The organism is Cellvibrio mixtus subsp. mixtus J3-8, assembly GCF_000766945.1.
Taxonomy (GTDB): Bacteria; Pseudomonadota; Gammaproteobacteria; order Pseudomonadales; family Cellvibrionaceae; genus Cellvibrio; species Cellvibrio mixtus_A.
Window position 1 is genome coordinate 170,881 of record NZ_KN266208.1, and the last position, 18,262, is coordinate 189,142.

12 protein-coding genes are annotated in these 18,262 nt (G+C 44.2%); 8 read left to right on the forward strand and 4 right to left on the reverse strand.

Annotation, left to right across the window (positions count from 1 at the left end):
- The first annotated feature begins 27 nt into the window (after positions 1 to 27).
- From A596_RS11340 to uca, 6 genes are all read left to right on the forward strand, one after another.
- A complete protein-coding gene (locus tag A596_RS11340; protein WP_039914816.1) occupies positions 28 to 1,089 on the forward strand; it encodes a putative urea ABC transporter substrate-binding protein in 1,062 nt (353 codons plus the stop codon).
- 63 nt (positions 1,090 to 1,152) lie between these two features.
- Positions 1,153 to 1,971 (forward strand): ABC transporter permease, encoded by an 819-nt coding sequence (locus tag A596_RS11345; protein WP_039914817.1) that lies wholly within the window; start codon positions 1,153 to 1,155, stop codon positions 1,969 to 1,971.
- 81 nt (positions 1,972 to 2,052) lie between these two features.
- The gene (locus A596_RS11350; RefSeq protein WP_039915529.1) at positions 2,053 to 2,841 is read left to right on the forward strand and encodes an ABC transporter ATP-binding protein; all 789 of its coding nucleotides are present in this window, start codon (positions 2,053 to 2,055) and stop codon (positions 2,839 to 2,841) included.
- Between the two features lie 36 nt (positions 2,842 to 2,877).
- Positions 2,878 to 3,630: an urea amidolyase associated protein UAAP1 gene (locus A596_RS11355; RefSeq protein WP_039914818.1), complete on the forward strand. Its 753-nt coding sequence runs from the start codon at positions 2,878 to 2,880 to the stop codon at positions 3,628 to 3,630.
- Between the two features lie 65 nt (positions 3,631 to 3,695).
- The gene (locus A596_RS11360; RefSeq protein WP_039914819.1) at positions 3,696 to 4,337 is read left to right on the forward strand and encodes an urea amidolyase associated protein UAAP2; all 642 of its coding nucleotides are present in this window, start codon (positions 3,696 to 3,698) and stop codon (positions 4,335 to 4,337) included.
- Positions 4,338 to 4,469: 132 nt separating this feature from the next.
- The gene (gene uca / locus A596_RS11365; RefSeq protein ID WP_039914820.1) at positions 4,470 to 8,069 is read left to right on the forward strand and encodes an urea carboxylase; all 3,600 of its coding nucleotides are present in this window, start codon (positions 4,470 to 4,472) and stop codon (positions 8,067 to 8,069) included.
- Positions 8,070 to 8,129: 60 nt separating this feature from the next.
- Here uca and A596_RS11370 read toward each other — a convergent pair whose 3' ends face one another.
- Complete coding sequence (locus A596_RS11370) at positions 8,130 to 10,748, reverse strand: DUF1631 domain-containing protein (RefSeq protein ID WP_039914821.1); 2,619 nt, start codon at positions 10,746 to 10,748, stop codon at positions 8,130 to 8,132.
- A gap of 218 nt (positions 10,749 to 10,966) precedes the next feature.
- Here A596_RS11370 and nadC point away from each other — a divergent pair, with 218 nt between their 5' ends.
- Positions 10,967 to 11,821: a carboxylating nicotinate-nucleotide diphosphorylase gene (gene nadC, locus A596_RS11375; RefSeq protein WP_052417443.1), complete on the forward strand. Its 855-nt coding sequence runs from the start codon at positions 10,967 to 10,969 to the stop codon at positions 11,819 to 11,821.
- Positions 11,822 to 11,833: 12 nt separating this feature from the next.
- Here the strand turns inward: nadC and tfpZ are convergent, their stop codons facing one another.
- The 3 genes from tfpZ to A596_RS11390 all read right to left on the reverse strand — a co-directional run bounded on the left by tfpZ (position 11,834) and on the right by A596_RS11390 (position 16,270).
- On the reverse strand, positions 11,834 to 12,565 hold the full coding sequence (gene tfpZ, locus A596_RS11380; protein WP_039914822.1) for a TfpX/TfpZ family type IV pilin accessory protein: 732 nt from the start codon (positions 12,563 to 12,565) through the stop codon (positions 11,834 to 11,836).
- Positions 12,566 to 12,596: 31 nt separating this feature from the next.
- A complete protein-coding gene (locus A596_RS11385; RefSeq protein ID WP_235425704.1) occupies positions 12,597 to 15,626 on the reverse strand; it encodes a fused MFS/spermidine synthase in 3,030 nt (1,009 codons plus the stop codon).
- 146 nt (positions 15,627 to 15,772) lie between these two features.
- A complete protein-coding gene (locus A596_RS11390; RefSeq protein WP_039914823.1) occupies positions 15,773 to 16,270 on the reverse strand; it encodes a pilin in 498 nt (165 codons plus the stop codon).
- Between the two features lie 258 nt (positions 16,271 to 16,528).
- Between A596_RS11390 and pilB the strand changes: the two genes are divergently transcribed.
- Positions 16,529 to 18,259, forward strand: a complete 1,731-nt coding sequence (gene pilB / locus A596_RS11395) for a type IV-A pilus assembly ATPase PilB (protein WP_039914824.1) — start codon at positions 16,529 to 16,531, stop codon at positions 18,257 to 18,259.
- Positions 18,260 to 18,262: the final 3 nt, after the last annotated feature.

The following is an 18,262-nucleotide window of genomic DNA, read 5'->3' on the forward strand; positions in this document are numbered from 1 at the left end:
GCCGATGTCACCCGTTGGAGGTTGTTCATGTTGCACCACGCCCGCCTCACCAAAACATTACTCACACTTACATTATTATTTTCTGCAGCAACTGCCTCCGCTGCCGGGCCATTCAAAGTTTGCTGGTCCATTTATGTTGGCTGGATGCCCTGGGGCTACGGCGCCGAGCAAAAAATTATCGACAAATGGGCAAAGAAGTACGGTATCGAAATCGACGTTGTACAAATCAACGATTACATCGAATCCATTAATCAATACACCGCTGGTCAATTCGATGGTTGCGTCATGACTAACATGGACGCACTAACCATTCCTGCTGCCGGTGGCGTTGATTCAACTGCGCTTATCGTGGGGGATTTCTCCAACGGTAATGACGGCATTGTGTTGAAAGGTGCAAACAAATCCCTCAAAGACATCAAAGGCCAAAACGTTAATCTGGTTGAACTAAGCGTTTCCCATTATTTATTAGCACGCGGCCTGGAAACCGTTGGATTGAAAGAAGCCGATGTAAAAGTAGTTAATACTTCCGACGCCGATATGGTTGCAGTGTACGGAACCAAAGATGTCACAGCGGTGACCACCTGGAATCCATTGCTGAGCGAAATCCTCACCCAACCCAACAGCAGCAAAGTATTCGATTCCTCAAAAATCCCGGGCGAAATTATGGATTTGATGGTGGTGAATACCGCAACCCTGAAAAAAAATCCCGCGCTTGGTAAAGCATTAGTCGGCGCCTGGTATGAAATCATGGGCGTAATGAGCGCGAATGACAAAACCGCCATCGCCGCAAAAACAGCAATGGCAACTGCATCAGGCACAGACCTCGCCGGTTTCGATTCACAACTCGCCAGCACCAAAATGTTTTATACCCCCGCCTCGGCTCTTGAATTGGTTAACAGTGGCGAGCTGTTAAAAACCATGCAAAAAGTGGCTGAGTTTTCCTTTGATCACGGCTTGTTGGGTGAAGGTGCACCCGATGCAAAATTTATTGGTGTTGAAGGCCCCAAAGGCGTTTACGGCGATAAGAAAAACGTGAAGCTGCGTTTTGATACTACTTATATGCAACTCGCCGCTGATAAAAAACTGTAATTCACATAACAACAATAGGGCTTCCGTTAGCGAAGCCTACCTACCACAAAGCTACCGAGACTCATGAAACGATTAATTAATTTAACGCCATCCAAACCTACCCGGCTGTTATTGGGGTTGCTGCCATTTTTAATCATTGTGTTTATTTATTTAGTCGCTTCCGATGCGCGCCTCGCCCAAAATGCCACGGATAAATTGCTACCCAGTTTCGCGCAAATGGGCGATGCAATTCATTCCCTCGCATTTGAAGCAAGCAAACGCAGCGGCGAATATTTATTTTGGCAAGATACCCTCAGCAGTTTGTATCGATTGGCTTTGGGTATTTTTATTGCCGCCATTATTGGTTTCACCATCGGCTTGTTAACCGGCGCAATCCCTGTGATTAATTCACCCATTGCACCGTTGCTGACAATCATTTCGTTAGTACCACCAATGGCTTTGCTACCAGTGTTATTTATTATGTTTGGTTTAGGCGAACTATCCAAAGTAGCATTAATTGTTATCGGTGTTGCGCCGTTTATCGCGCGCGATATCCAACGCTGTGCGCAAGAAATCCCACATGAACAATTAGTAAAAGCGCAAACGCTCGGCGCATCTACCTGGCAAATTTTGCTGCGCGTATTAATTCCGCAATTACTGCCAAGGTTAATTAATGCCGTGCGTTTGTCTCTCGGTGCCGGCTGGTTGTTTTTAATTGCCGCTGAAGCCATTGCATCAACAGATGGTTTGGGTTACCGCATTTTCCTTGTGCGCCGTTACATGTCGATGGATGTGATATTGCCTTACGTCGCCTGGATTACATTGCTCGCGTTTCTAGTCGATTGGCTACTGGCCAAAACCAGTCGCATATGCTTTCCCTGGCACTATCCCAACAATAAATAAGCCACATAAATAGGTGGGGAAAAAATCATGACCATTTTGCCATTCGATAAAAAAATTCTCGAAGAAAAAAGAGCTAAAGCCATGCCCTTGATCAAGGCCAAAAACCTGTGGAAAAAATACGGCGATAACGTCGTACTGGAACGCATGAATGTCAGCGTCAATGCCGGTGAATTTATTACCATGGTTGGTACGTCCGGCTGTGGAAAAAGCACGTTCCTGAAAATGTTGCTCGGTATGGAATCACCCAGCTCCGGTGAATTATTACTCGAAGGAAAACCCATTCCCGATGAGCCGGATCAATCGCGCGGCATAGTGTTCCAGCAATATTCTGTTTTTCCGCATTTAACCGTATTACAAAACGTCATCATTGCGCGCGAATTTGAACATTCACCGCTGTTAGGAAAATTATTTGGCAGCGCCAAACGCAAGGTAATGGAAGAAGCAAAAGCGCTGCTTGAATCTGTGGGTTTAACCCATGCATTAAATCGCTATCCGCATGAATTATCCGGCGGCATGAAACAGCGCCTTGCGATCGCGCAAGCATTGATTCGCCAACCGAGAATTTTATTATTGGATGAACCTTTCGGTGCGCTCGACCCGGGCATTCGCGCAGACATGCATCAACTTATTTTGCAACTCTGGCGCGAGCACCAGCTAACGGTGTTTATGGTTACGCATGATTTAAGCGAGGGATTTTATTTAGGCACCCGGCTGTGGGTATTCGACAAACTACGTCGCGACAACCAAGCCCCTAACGCTTACGGCGCAAGTATTACCTATGACTTGCCGGTTACTCGCCGCAAACAGGAATTGCCCGCCGAGCTATCCAGCGGATTGCGGGCACTCACGAAAGAAACTCAGGATCTTTAATTGTCGAGATCCTAAATATTCAGGAACAATCCAGTCATGAGCAAGATTTTTTACACCACAACCATTCCTGGCAACGGCCATTGGTCGCTGGAATTACGACGCGGCAGTTTATTAAAAATGACAGACCTGGAAGGGGGAGCCAATATCGGCATGCTGTTTTATAACCCGCGTAATTTGCTGGAACGTTACAACGCCCCCGATACACTGAAATGCCAACACACATTCAAATTACAACGCGGTAATTGTTTGTATTCCGACATGGGGCGCATTTTTGCATCTATCGTTGAGGATCACTCCGTCAACGGCGAAGGCAACTGGCACGATACTGTCTGCGGGAATAGCACAACAAAAACAGTTGAAGAACACTGGGGAAAACGCGACTACCAAAAAGATCGCAATCAATGGCTACAAAACGGTTACGACGCATTTTTGGTAGAACTGGCCAAATACGGGCTGGGTCGCGCCGACATGGCCTCCAACATTAATTGGTTTAGCAAAGTCATCGCCGATGATGCCGGCAATATAAAACTCGATTATAAAAATCAGAGCGCGGGCAATAGCGTAACCCTTCGTTTTGAAATGGACACATTGGTAGTGCTGCACGCCTGCCCACACCCATTAAATATTTCTGAACAGTATCCATTTAAATCCGTGCAAATTGAATTGGGTGAAGCCGATCCTGTTAGTGATGACGATTATTGCAAAAACTTCCGCGAGGAAAACCAACGCGGCTTTAAAAACAATGAACTCTATTATCTAGCAACAAAAAACCAGTTTTCACACACTTGATATGAACTCCAGCATTTTCATGAATCACTCGAAAATGCATATGATCAAAGATTGAGGTACTGATAATGTCACTCGTTCAAAGCAACTTGCATCCGGAAACCGCCACCGCTCGCCACAACGTAAAAGCAGGCGATTATTTCCTTGGCGAAATAAAACAGGGCCAAACCTTTCGTATCGTCGATCTGGAAGGCAACCAGGCTGCAGACGTTTTATTTTATAACGCCAAAGATCCCAGCGAACGTTACAGCGCTATGGACACGATCCGTACGCAAGGCAATTTATATTTAAGCGCAGGCACCAAATTAATATCCAATGCCAGCAACGAGCTGCTGGAAATTGTTGCCGATACTTGCGGCCGCCACGACACGCTCGGCGGCGCTTGTGCAACGGAAAGCAACACTGTGCGTTACAGCCTGGAAAAACGTTGCATGCATGCATGTCGCGATAGCTGGATGCTTGCCATTGCTGAACACCCTGAATTCAATATTCGCAAACGCGACATCACTCATAACATCAATTTTTTTATGAATGTTCCCGTTACCGCACAAGGTGGGCTTACTTTTGAGGACGGGATTTCTGCGCCGGGAAAATACGTTGAGCTCAAAGCCAAAATGGATATTGTGATGCTGATTTCGAATTGCCCCCAGTTAAATAATCCATGCAATGGTTACAACCCGACACCGATTGAAGTGATTGTGTGGAATTAAATTATATTCTTTGAAATAACGTAGGTTGCTGCGGGCCGCGTAGGCTGAGCTTGCGAACCGCAACATGATAATTCTTCAGTGGACGACCATTGTCGTATTTAACACCAGCGGGACGACCCGCCGGAGCACAACATGTTTACCAAAGTCCTGATCGCAAACCGTGGTGCCATCGCCACTCGAATTATTCGCACGCTCAAAAAACTCAATATCAAATCCGTCGCTGTCTACGCAGAATCCGATGTGGATTCTCTGCATGTAAGGCTTGCCGATGAAGCCTTTTCATTAGGCGAAGGTGCAGCGGCACAAACCTATCTGGACCGCAAAAAAATAATTACTATTGCACAACAAACCGGGGCACACGCTATTCATCCCGGCTATGGATTTTTAAGTGAGAACGCCAGTTTTGTTGCTGAGTGTGAAGCCGCAGGAATAATTTTTATTGGACCTACCGCGGATCAAATGCTGACCTTTGGTTTAAAACACAAAGCGCGCGAGCTCGCCCAGGCAGCGGATGTACCTTTATGTCCAGGCACGGATTTGTTAAAAAACATTGATGATGCACAGCAAGCGGCGGCGCGAATCGGTTATCCCGTTATGTTGAAAAGCACTGCCGGCGGTGGTGGCATCGGCATGCAGTTGTGCAATAGCGAGCAGGATTTATTGTCTGCATTTGATTCCGTCAAACGCCTCGGAAAAAATAATTTTGCAGATGACGGCGTATTTTTGGAAAAATTTATCGCTGCTGCTCGCCACATCGAAGTACAAGTTTTTGGTGATGGCAAAGGCACGGCGGTTGCCATTGGGGAACGCGACTGCTCCAGCCAGAGGCGCAATCAAAAGGTGGTGGAAGAATGCCCTGCTCCCAATTTGCCAGAGCATCAACGCATTGCTATGCAAAAAGTCGCAGAGCAACTACTTGCTTCTGTAAATTATCGCAACGCCGGAACAGTAGAATTTATTTATGATTCATTGGATAACACATTTTATTTCCTGGAAGTTAATACTCGCCTGCAAGTTGAACACGGTGTAACAGAAGAGGTTTATGGCGTAGACCTGGTTGAATGGATGCTCAAACAAGCCGCTGGCGAATTAGGGGATATTCGCAACCTGCGCAACCAACTCTCACCTAAAGGTCACGCCATTCAAGTACGTGTTTATGCAGAAGACCCCGCATTAAATTTTCAGCCCAGTGCTGGTTTGCTCAGCAAAGTAGAGTTTCCAACATTGACTGAAAATCTTCGTATTGATCATTGGATCGAAAGTGGAATTGAAGTGCCGGCATTTTTTGACCCCATGCTCGCCAAGATTATTGTGAAAGGCGCTGATCGCAATGCAGCATTATTCAATTTAAAAAATGCGTTAGGAAACACACAGCTTTATGGAATAGAAACCAACCTGGGTTATTTACGCGCGCTGTTGCAGGATGAAAAACTCTTGCAAGGCACCATGACTACGCGCTATTTAAACAGTTTTGTATTTAAACCCAATCGTATTGATGTTATCCAAGGTGGAACCCAAACAACCATCCAGGATTTTCCAGGTCGCCAGGGTTATTGGCATGTTGGAGTTCCAACGTCCGGCCCTTTCGATAGTTATTCATTTCGCCTTGGCAATCGCATGCTAGGCAATGATGACACAGCAGCAGGTTTGGAAATTACATTACAAGGCCCCACATTGAAATTTGGCTGCACGACAAAAATTATTATTACCGGCGCAAGCATTGATGCAAAACTTGATGGGAATTTAATTCGCTCCAATGAAATTATAACTATCAATGCGGGCCAGCAATTGGTATTGGGGCGCATCACTGTTGGTGCACGCGCTTACTTGTGTGTAGCGGGTGGAATTCAATGCCCGGATTATCTTGGCGCAAAATCCACTTTTACCCTCGGTCAATTCGGCGGCCATAATGGTCGCGCATTACGCGCCGGGGATGTACTTGCACTCGCACAAAATTGCAATCGCGAAATTGACGCAGCATTTGCACCACAAGCATTAATCCCTGTAATTACCAACACCTGGCAACTGCGCGTTATCTATGGCCCGCATGGCTCACCGGATTTTTTCACCGAAAAAGATATCGCTGTTTTCTTTGCAACAGACTGGGAAGTACATTACAACTCCAGCCGCACCGGTGTGCGCCTGATCGGCCCCAAACCGGAATGGGCGCGCACCTCCGGCGGTGAAGCCGGTATGCATCCATCCAATATCCACGATAATGCTTACGCATTCGGCACAGTGGATTTTACTGGCGATATGCCGGTGATTCTCGGCCCGGATGGCCCTTCACTCGGTGGTTTTGTTTGCCCAGCCACAGTAATCAGCGCTGATTTATGGAAGCTCGGACAAGTACGTGCCGGCGATAAAATCCGTTTTATTCCCGTTAGCATTGATGATGCTGTTGCGATTGAAAAATCACAACACCAATCGTTGCAGAAACTGCATGTTGTTACGCACTCCTATTCCGAAGCGAATATTTCATCACCCATTGTTAAAAAGTTATTCGCACAGGAATTTGGTGAAGATATTGTTTACCGGGTTGCAGGCGACCATTTTTTATTGGTGGAGTACGGCGCACTTGAGTTGGACATTAAATTGCGCTTTCGCGCCCATGCATTAATGCAATGGCTGCAAAAAAATAGTATTGCCGGATTACGCGAATTAACACCTGGAATTCGCTCGCTGCAAATTCATTATGATAGCCAGCAAGTATCACTCACCCAATTACTCGGGCATCTGGAACTTGCAGAAAAAACCTTAACACAGCAACTAGCACAACTGAGTGTCCCTTCTCGTATAGTGCATATTCCTCTAAGTTGGGATGATGAAGCCTGCCAGCTCGCCATCCAGAAATATATGCAGTCTGTGCGCTCTAACGCGCCCTGGTGCCCGAGCAACCTGGAATTTATTCGCCGGATTAACGGCCTGAATTCTATTGCCGATGTTAAAGAGATTTTATTTTCTGCATCTTATTTAGTCATGGGCCTTGGTGATGTTTATTTAGGTGCGCCGGTAGCAACACCGGTTGATCCGCGCCATCGTTTGGTAACTACAAAATATAATCCTGCGCGCACCTGGACCGCTGAAAACTCGGTGGGCATTGGTGGCTCTTATTTATGTGTGTATGGCATGGAAGGACCTGGAGGTTATCAGTTCGTAGGCCGCACGTTGCAAATGTGGAATCGTTATCGCCAGACCAAAGCGTTTAAACACCCCTGGCTGTTAAACTTCTTCGACCAGATTCGCTTTTATGAAGTCAGCGCTGAAGAACTACAAAAAATCCGCCGCGACTTCCCTTTAGGCAGATACGACATAAAAATTGAAGAAAGCCATTTCAGTTTGGGCGAGTATGAAAATTTTATTGCTGCAAATAAATCCGGCATCGATAAATTTACTACGCAGCGTGAAAAAGCATTTGAGGAAGAACTGGCACGCTGGCATGCAAATGGCCAATTTAATTATGAGCAGGAAGAAATTATTGAAAGCGAGACCGAGACTCAATTCCCTGATAGCGCTATTTGCGTAGACAGTTCGGTTTCCGGCAGCGTGTGGCAAACCCAGGTAAAAATCGGACAGGAAGTTAGCGCCGGTGATATTTTATTAATTCTTGAATCCATGAAAATGGAAATCAACATTAACGCCCCTTGTGCAGGCAAAGTAACGCATCTATTAAAAAATGATGGTGCACGGGTTCAGGCAGGACAAACACTGGTAGTACTGGAAGAAGTGTAAATTAAAAATAAAAAACCCGGCGCAAGCCGGGTTAACATCCAGGGAGAACATACAACAAAATCAATTCATCATACGTTTTTCACGCAAGTTACCAATTACTGCTTCCAGTGCGCGATCAAATAACATACCGTCATCCAGGATCGTCAAACGTTTGGTTTGCAGTGCAATAGCCAGACTCTCACGGCTTTCTTCCGCCACTTTCATACCGGCACGATTAACAAAAATATATTTTCCGACCGAGCGAATAATTGCCGCCAAACGGCAACGATACTTCTCACCCGCCTCACCTTGCATTTCAAACCATGTGCCTTGGGTAATATTATTTACCAGTGCCAAATGTTGCGGATCGACCTGGATACTTTGAGTCACGGATTCATCAATAACAACACCGGCTTCTTCAACAAGCGATTGCTGTTGTGTCGCAACCTCTTCCACCGTATTGGCAACAGTTTCAGTCGCAACCACTGGAGATCCAGCATTTTCAGGCTGTTCAATAACAGGTTGCTCTGCGGCAACAGGAGCAACTTCGCTAACGTCGGGAATAATTTCTTGAGGTATTTCAACAACAACTTCTTGCGCGATTGCCGTTGAAGGCTCGTTCACAACCGCTTCATTTGCACGCTTGGTTTGTGTAGCTTCTGCGTTCGCAGCTACCTGACTATTACCAGCCATTTGTGCATTAGCAGCCAATTGTGCTTTTTGCTGCGCTTCGATCATAGCGGCTTTCACACTGGCATTTTTTGCCGCCAGCTCTTGCGCTTTAATAGCTAATTCCGCAGCAGAGGCAACAGGTTCAACGTCTTCGGCGACCGGCTTTGGCTCACCACGCAAACGCGCGAGATGCACCACTTCCAATTGTTTAAATAAATTTGTTGTTTCAAATGGACTGAACGAAATGCTTTCCAATCCAGTACGCAATTTTTGCAATAATTCGGGTACCAGTTTTAATAGGCGCTGGCGATTATCCTTATCCATAGTTGCTGTTACGCTCCATACCAACTGCTGGGCAGTAGCAGAGCAAATGCGCCATTCATCACTTTCCACACCCTGCTTTAGACTGGTAATGAACATCACGTTCGCCCAAGCCTCACGCAATAATTTGGTGACGGCTAACGGTAAATCCTTACCGGTGCAGATACGATTCAACTCAGCATCAACTTGCGCGCGCGCGCGTTCGGACTTGGCTTTGCCATCTTCCGCATCAATGGTGCGCTGCTCCAGAATTTGGGCGCGGCGCTTTTCTTTATCCAGATAGGAACGGAAATCTACAAGCAAACGCTCGAATACGCTCATATCAGTATCGAATTCGGTTAACACAGCGCGAACAGTTTCTTCCATCTTGCTATAGAGACCGTCCTTGCGCTGACTGTCTTCGCTGGATTCTTGCCAACCCAAACAAGCCATCGCCATTTCATTTAATAAACGACGGGCCGGATGGCCGCCTTTGCTGAAGAAAGTTTTGTCAGCAATAGCAACTTTCACCATCGGAATTTGCAAACGCCCAATCAGGGCTTTCATTGGCGCAGCAAGATTACGATCATCCAGAATAAACTCAAACATCATGCTGACGAGATTAATAACATCATCATCAACTTGATTGATAGCGGCAGCGGCAAGAGTTTCCTGACGCAATAACTCATTCAGCATACTGCGCAAATTCACGGGGGCACTGTGCGTCATCGCTGCACTGAACATATTTTGCTGTTGCGCCAGGGACAGAATTTTTATCAGATCCTGAGTAGTGATCTCCTCACCTGGTGATTGTGTACGCGGCGCGTTACGGCTGGTGCCTAACAGGTTGCGCAACTGACTCAAAACCTGATTGGTTTGATCATCGTAATTTGGCGTCAACCCGCCAGTAATCGGCGCGGATTGCAAGCCCATGTCAACTTCAGCACTCAGCCCCTTACCAAAACTGTCCGCCACATTGGACGTTGGTTTTTTTGGAACACGCGACGCCTGTTTTAATGATGGCAAAATATTGGCATCAATAAGCGTCAGGTTGAGCACTTCAAAAAATTTGCCGAGCTTCGACATAACGATATTGTCAAACAGCTTAAACAATACCAACTTGGCTTTTACATCGACATTGAGTGTTTTGGTTGCATCGGTAAACGCACCACAAATAACATCCACACCTAATGGGTTATTTTTTTGATAGACCTTGATCGGTACTAAATGGTCGATACGCAACGTTAAATGCTGGATAGGTTCACTGAACTGTTCATTGGCCTTATTGACCATCGCGTCGATAGCGACCATCTCTTCCAGTTCATCATTTTTTACCAGGGAGAGATCATCAAGCGAAACAGAGTGTTCATCCACCTGTTTTTCATCGCGATAGGCATGAGGATCTAACAAGCGCGCAAAACTGATATCAATACTGCGGAAGAACGAAGTTTCCATAGCACGACGGCGAATGCGTACTTCGCGCATAGAATCAAAAAAGATATTCTGGTCGTGGTTGTTATTGGCCTTATCAGCCAACTCAAACATAGCATCATCCACTTTGTCGAACAGCTCGCGCAAAAATAATTGCAATTGTTGCCGGGCTTTATCGCGCAGGGTGTGCATAGCTGCCGGCAAACGTGCGAGTGCAATTTGCGAATTCGCGGTAGAATTCCGCTCGACATTTAATTGAACGACCTTTTTGGGGTCAGCTTTCAGATGCTCTGACATGGTGGATTTACCATTAGTAAAAACTTGCGTAAGTGAAGTATAACCAAGGGCAAGACACACCAAATAGACAAATGATAGGATCGAGAGCCATATCACAAACAGTTATAACCACTAGGCCTGTTTTGCTATTTTTAAGTATATTTAGTAATTAAAGGTTTATTTTTGCGCCAAATTAGCCTTTTTTATCGATCAACCTGTTTAATTATCCGACACTTTCTATGAATTTTTTATATTCCAAAAACTTGCCAACCTTGACTGATGACATAACCAAAAGTGTCGAAATAGCGCTCCAGGAAGATATTGGTTCGGGCGATATTACCGCCCAATTAATTGCCGCCGATGAGCAAGCAGAAGCACGGATTATCACTCGTGAAGATTGTATTTTTTGCGGTAAAGCCTGGGTAGAAGAAATATTCAGACAACTTGACTCACAAGTCGAGATTCAATGGCACATAGAGGATGGGCAGAAAGCAGTTGCAAATAGCCTGTTATTCACATTAAAAGGTAATGCCCGAAGCTTACTAACAGGTGAACGCGCCGCACTTAATTTTGTGCAAACGCTTTCCGGAACGGCAACTATCAGCAACCACTATGCCCAAAAAGTCGCCCACACCCCAGTGAAACTGCTGGACACGCGCAAAACGATTCCCGGCCTGCGCACCGCCCAAAAATATGCAGTTGCTTGCGGCGGATGCCACAATCACCGTATCGGCCTTTATGATGCATTTCTGATTAAAGAAAACCATATCGCCGCAAGCGGTGGCATAACCAATGCAGTAACCCGCGCTCATCAAATTGCACCGGGAAAACCGGTAGAGGTGGAAGTTGAGAATTTTGAAGAATTGGAGCAAGCGTTATCCGCAAAGGCAGATATTATTATGCTCGATAATTTCTCTATTGAAGACATGAAAAAAGCCGTCGCCATTACCGCAAAACGCGCGAAGCTGGAGGCATCAGGGAATATCAATGAAACCACCCTGGTTCCCACTGCGGAAACGGGGGTGGATTTTATTTCGATTGGGGGGCTGACCAAGCATTGTCGGGCGGTGGATTTGTCGATGAGAATCATGTGATTTAAAGACGAATTACCAAGGAGATAACTCGACTGTTGCAATCACTTTTATCGTATGCCTGTTTATCAAAACAACCATAGGATTAGTTCGGGACATCATAGGTAAGTAAGCATCTGCTTCAGGCCATTTCTTTAATATTTCGATAACTCTTTCTTTAGAGTTAAAACGATTTAATTCTGTTAACTCAAGCGCAGAACTTACGATATTAGCTTTTTCATCTTCATATGCCGTATATAAATCTGGTCTCTGAGGCAAATCAATTCCATTTTTTACAGATTCAAACACGAGCCTACTATGTGCATCGGGCTCCTTAGGTTGCTGCGCAGATACCAATTTCGGACCAGTCCAACTTAACGACTGATATTTCGGTATGGCATCTTGTCGGTATTTTTCATTCACCTGATAAGCCTGTACCAAATCAAACCTATCAACATTAAAAACTAACCAAACAGCGCGCCCTTCTGCCACAACGTAAAGACCATACAAAAATGCCGAAATTTGTAACAATGCTACGACCGAAAAATCAAAACTAAGATATTTTTTTCCCTGTACAGCTAATATAAAAGTAAGCAAAGGCCCTAAAACAACATCAACAGCAAGTAATAACAGGAATATTGCCGTGGCACCGACAGCCTTATGAATTGGCGGCGGATACCAAAAACCGAATACAATTGAAACGGATACAAATGCAAGCCCTAAAGAAATCAACAGATGTAATAAAAAGCAACGCAGCCTAAAACTCATTATCCACCTTAACCACTGCAAATGAGAAGCTCTAAAGATTTGAACGTCTGGCTTTTACATCCAACCAAGACAATATAAATGCTCTAATTTGGTCATACTCCCCCATACTTCCAATTAAGGCTCCAAACTCTTCATCAACTGCTTTCGCTTCCTTGTAATCTCCTGTGGCTATGTATGCCAGTTGTAAGTACACATAAACAAACTTATTAACCTCTTTATAAAACTCTGGCCTTTGATCAGTTGTTTTTAGCCAATTTACGGATGCTATTTTTAACTGCGAAAAATCCTTAGCTGCGGCAGAAGATATAAGATGAAGTAGCTTTTTAGCATCAGAAGAAAGAGCCTCACATTCAGACCAAGATGAGCCAATTAATACATCTTTTTGTTGCTTCGCATTCAAATAAGGAATTGTCAGTCTAGATAATTGCATCAGGCTATCAATCCAAATAGCCTCGCTTAACTTATCAAATTCTTTTTCAGAACAGGACGTTAACATTCTTTGCATCTGTCGACCTAAAATGGTCCCACTACTTATTGTATTGAGGCTATCAGGTTGAACAAAACTAGACCGGACATCATAAGCTTGATTAATTTTCTTGAATTGCTCAGGCATTGTGTTAGTAAAACTCAATACAGTTTCATGTCCATAAATTGTTTTAACTCCCATAGACTCAAGAACAGGGAAATCTGTTTTTGCCAGGTTCATCATTAAACTTGCTTGAGCACCTGTAAATCTAGTTATAGGCGCCTTCATAGTTAACAATGGGAAATAATCACTATTCGCCTGCCCGTCATACATATTCGCATATGCTCGTAGCACATCTGCATCAGCAACTTTAAATAAGTGCAGCTGTTGCGCGTTAGCAATACCTAAACGAGAAAAATCTTTTCCCATATCTCCCTCCAGCAAGCGTTCCAGCTTCTCTTCATTAAGCATTTTCTTGGGGCTCGCCACAATAATTAAATCAACATTGTTGGATAAATAAGCATTGTAATCAGCAAAGTTTACCGTTAACGCTTTGAGCACGGCAGATACGAGCTGATCATTGATTTCATATAATTGTAACCATTGAACGAAAACACCGTCGTCATTCAGATAACTTGGTACAAGCGAATAGAACTCTGTAGAAAATAAATTACCTATTCCACTAATCCAAGGATTAGACGGCTCAGATATAACGACATCGTATTTTTGCTGGCCGGAAAAATAACTTTTGGCATCATCAAAAATAATATTAGAGCGAGGATCATTGTAGGCTCGCCAAACGGCCTTTTCGAAGAACCTTGCTCCTTGTACCATAACTTTCTCAATCTCAACCGTATCAACCTTCTTAACTTTCTCATTACCTAAAACTACATGAGTTGTCATACCTGATCCAAACCCTATTATACCTACACGCTCAGGTTTGTTAGCATAAGCAAAAGGCAGAGCACCAAGTAGAGTCATTGTATATTCATCCTCTGTAGGTGGATAACCTGTCAACCCTATTGACGCATCAGGCTTCCCGTTTGTGGCTATAGCAACAGAATTCTTACTGACAAATACCGAAACACTAGATGTTTTACCATCGCGATAAAAAAGCATTTTTCGATCATTATTATGATGGGCAATTCCATGCCTATACACCCCGGAACTTAACACTGCAGGGTCAAATGATGCTTTTAATGAAACAATTGATAACAAACAGAGAACCCCCAACCCCAAAATACCGTAACGAGCAAACTCTTTGTCATCAACAATTGACATCCGTATAAAGGCCATACCTATCGTAATATCAATTAATGCAGCCACTAAAGCTGTCAGTTTAAGCCCCATCAATGGAATCAATAAATGAATCGCCGCAAACACACCGAAAATCGCACCGAGAGTATTCCATGCATAAACACGGCCAATTGCAGACTCACCGATGCCATTACGCAACAAAATGATGGTAAATAATGGCAAGGTAGTACCCGCAAAAAAAGCGGCAGGAAACATGATCGCCACAGCAACAACTGCTGTACCTATATTATATAAAGAGTATCCAGCCTCAGTCTTATTCAACAACTTAATTAAAAAACTAGACCAGTCAAAACTGGAAACATAAATTAGCAAGGAAAGAGCCACCAATCCTCCCATAAATATCTGCATCCAACCCAATAACCTAAGAGGATTTGCATTACTGTCTGCCCGACGACGAATCCACAGCCCCCCAAAAGCGATACCAGCAATAAAAGTGGCTAGCATCAATTCAAAAGCATGCAACGTGCTCCCAACTGCAAGGCTAAGCATGCGAATCCAAACAATTTCATAAACAAATGAAGCTGCACCAGAAAGGAGTGCTCCTCCTAAAACCAATAGCAATAGTCGGCGTTTTTCAGGTGAAATAGTTGAAAGAGAAATTTTGTTTTTATTTTCTTCTAGCAAGTTCATTGTGCGCCCACCCACGATAAACGCAGCAAGTGCAACGCACAAGTTCATTATCCCGGCAACCCAAAGTGCGCCATGTAAGCCAACGTTAGGCATAATTAAAAAGGTACAACATAAAACGCCAATTGCCGCGCCAATACTATTAGTGAAATAAAGCCCACCAAGCAACCTACCTTTTTTTTCTGGGTCATGCCTGATTAACCCAGAGCTCATAAGAGGAAAAGTCATACCTAACAATATACTTTGCGGAAGAATCAATAATGCAGCCAGCCCCCATTTGTAACCGTACACCACAGACATACCACCAAGTACCGGTATTAGATGCTGATAGCTTATATCGAGCATCCATAAAAACACCTCATGAAAAACCAACGCACACAGACCAATAATTAACTCGATCAAAGCATATATACGAATTAAATTTTTCCATCGTTCTCCTGATCGCACTATTAATGCAGATCCAAGAGCCATCCCTCCCATAAATATTGCCAATACTAATGCTTGTGCATATGCAGCATGTCCGAGAAACAACCCAAGATAATGCGACCAGATAGACTGATAGATGAGGCCGGAAAAGCCAGAAAATACAAAAATAATCATCAATAAATAGGTTTGACTTGGGAACCAACGAGACAAAAATAAACTATTCAAACAATTACTCCTTCCGCTACCAAAGCCAATACAACATATATCATGACTAACAAACCACTTATATCAATCTACAAATCTATCATATCAGCACAATAAAAAACGCCCGCTGAGCGGGCGTTCTTACCGAGCGTATAATCTATACGGAATTACAGGCCGCCCAACAATGCTTGACGGCAGCTTGCTGGGAAAAATCTTAAGTTTTCAGCAGTAGCTGTAGTACCACAAGACCAACCTTGAATTGGATCCATAACTCCGGCGGTGATTTTAATTGCGGTTTTTCTATCAGTGTCAGATGTAGGCTGTAAACTCAAGGTTTTACCGTCAGCACCAGTACCAGTACCACGAATTACACCAGAAGTAACAATACCAGCACCAGTAACCGTTATACCTGCGGTCATATATTTAGTTGCAATGGTGGCATCACATCCAGCTTCACCGGCATTAGCAGGAAACTTTTGATTCGACTGCATAAACTCAGATACTACGTTTTTGCATGCACCTATTTGAAGGTTAACTTCCGAAATTTTAGAGCGAGCAGTGTAGTCCTGATAAGCTGGCAGTGCCACAGCAGCCAAAATACCAATGATCGCCACAACGATCATCAATTCGATCAACGTAAAACCTTTATAAATAGATTTTTTCATTTTTTACTCCGGTAAAATATTAGTGTTTAACAACAATTAATATTCAGCAACCGCTGTGCCAAACAGGCAAAAGCTTCTGTAATGCAGAGCTTTACTATAAATGACTGCTAAATATATAACTTATTTTATGGCAAAACAGGACAATCAGTGACATTTTTTGTCACTTTGTATTATTTCATCCTGAACACCTCCTACTAGTACGCGGAAACTGCTAGAGTTATTCGATATAACAGAACCTAACATTCACGGGTTGCATCAATGAACAATCCTACACCAGCAATATTAAATGGCCTCGCAAGACGATTGGTTGCAGACAATCTTATAGACGCTGAATTAGCCAGCAAATCTATGGCGCAGTCCAAAAAGGAACGTATCCCTTTTGTTCAACATTTAGTTAGTCACGATATTATTGATAGCCGCACTATTGCGCGGGTTGCATCAGAGGAATTTGGCTCACCCGTCTTCGACTTGGACGCACTAAGCAAAGATACCATTCCCCAAAAACTGGTTGATGACAAATTAATACGTAAACACCATACATTGCCAATTGCCAGGCGAGGTAACAGATTGTTCCTCGCTGTCACCGACCCTACAGATCTGCACGCCCTTGATGAAATAAAGTTCAATACCGGTATTAATACTGAAGCCGTATTGGTAGAGGCAGATAAGCTCCGCATTGCAATAGACAAATATTTGAATTCCCAAGAGGAAAGTATTGGAGATGCATTAGGGGGATTGGACGGCGAGCTTGACGATTTTGATATAGAAGCCGTGGATGAAAATAATAAAGCTGATGATGTAACTAGCAGTGAAGCAGATGAAGCTCCAATAGTTAAATACATTAACAAAGTCTTGCTTGATGCCATTAAAGGCGGCTCATCAGATATTCACTTTGAGCCCTATGAAAAATCCTATCGGATTCGCTTCCGTACCGACGGTATATTGCATGAAGTTTCCCGTCCACCGGTAAACCTCGCAACACGAATGGCAGCCCGCTTAAAAGTAATGTCTCAGATGGATATTTCAGAACGTCGGTTACCGCAGGACGGACGCATCAAGTTAAAAGTATCAAAAAGCCGCGCGATTGACTTCCGTGTCAACACATTGCCAACCCTGTTTGGAGAAAAAATTGTACTGCGTATCCTTGACCCAAGTTCTGCAAAATTGGGAATCGATGCGTTGGGTTATGAAGATGACCAGAAGAGACTATATCTTGATGCCCTTGCGCAATCACAAGGGATGATTCTGGTAACAGGCCCCACCGGTAGCGGTAAAACAGTTTCGCTCTATACCGGCTTGAATATACTCAATACCTCCGAAGTAAATATTTCAACGGCGGAAGACCCTGTTGAAATAAACCTAGAAGGAGTTAACCAGGTTCAAATGAACACTAAAGTGGGCCTGACTTTCGCGGAAGCACTTCGCTCTTTCCTCCGCCAAGACCCCGATATCATCATGGTGGGAGAAATCCGCGATTTGGAAACCGCAGAGATTGCAATTAAAGCTTCGCAAACGGGTCACTTGGTGCTTTCTACACTCCACACCAATTCAGCACCGGAAACACTGACCCGTTTACTTAATATGGGTGTGCCAGCTTTTAACGTTGCAACCTCCGTTAGCCTTATTATTGCCCAGCGCCTTGCTCGCCGGCTTTGTACTGCATGCCGCAAACCCGCCAGCGATATTCCCGAAGATATATTAAAAGAGGAGGGATTTGACGAAATAGGTATAGCGCGAGCAGAATTCCAACTCTATCATCCCGTAGGTTGTGAGAAATGCAACGGTGGTTACAAAGGCAGGGTAGGTGTATATGAAGTAGTTCGCATCACCCCGCTTATTGCGAATCTTATAATGGAAGGCGGAAACTCGCTGCAAATTGCACGAACAGCAAAAGAAGCAGGCTTTAATAACTTAAGAATTTCCGCGTTGCGCAAAGTCGCAATCGGATTAACAAGCCTTGAAGAGGCTAACCGAGTCACCAAGGATTAATTC

What these genes read in the sequence shown, in the direction of transcription:
- A596_RS11340 (WP_039914816.1), top strand. Translation starts at nt 28, where the DNA reads ATGTTGCACCACGCCCGCCTCACCAAAACATTACTCACACTTACATTA.
- A596_RS11345 (WP_039914817.1), top strand. Translation starts at nt 1,153, where the DNA reads ATGAAACGATTAATTAATTTAACGCCATCCAAACCTACCCGGCTGTTA.
- A596_RS11350 (WP_039915529.1), top strand. Translation starts at nt 2,053, where the DNA reads ATGCCCTTGATCAAGGCCAAAAACCTGTGGAAAAAATACGGCGATAAC.
- A596_RS11355 (WP_039914818.1), top strand. Translation starts at nt 2,878, where the DNA reads ATGAGCAAGATTTTTTACACCACAACCATTCCTGGCAACGGCCATTGG.
- A596_RS11360 (WP_039914819.1), top strand. Translation starts at nt 3,696, where the DNA reads ATGTCACTCGTTCAAAGCAACTTGCATCCGGAAACCGCCACCGCTCGC.
- uca (WP_039914820.1), top strand. Translation starts at nt 4,470, where the DNA reads ATGTTTACCAAAGTCCTGATCGCAAACCGTGGTGCCATCGCCACTCGA.
- A596_RS11370 (WP_039914821.1), bottom strand. Translation starts at nt 10,748, where the DNA reads ATGTCAGAGCATCTGAAAGCTGACCCCAAAAAGGTCGTTCAATTAAAT.
- nadC (WP_052417443.1), top strand. Translation starts at nt 10,967, where the DNA reads ATGAATTTTTTATATTCCAAAAACTTGCCAACCTTGACTGATGACATA.
- tfpZ (WP_039914822.1), bottom strand. Translation starts at nt 12,565, where the DNA reads ATGAGTTTTAGGCTGCGTTGCTTTTTATTACATCTGTTGATTTCTTTA.
- A596_RS11390 (WP_039914823.1), bottom strand. Translation starts at nt 16,270, where the DNA reads ATGAAAAAATCTATTTATAAAGGTTTTACGTTGATCGAATTGATGATC.
- pilB (WP_039914824.1), top strand. Translation starts at nt 16,529, where the DNA reads ATGAACAATCCTACACCAGCAATATTAAATGGCCTCGCAAGACGATTG.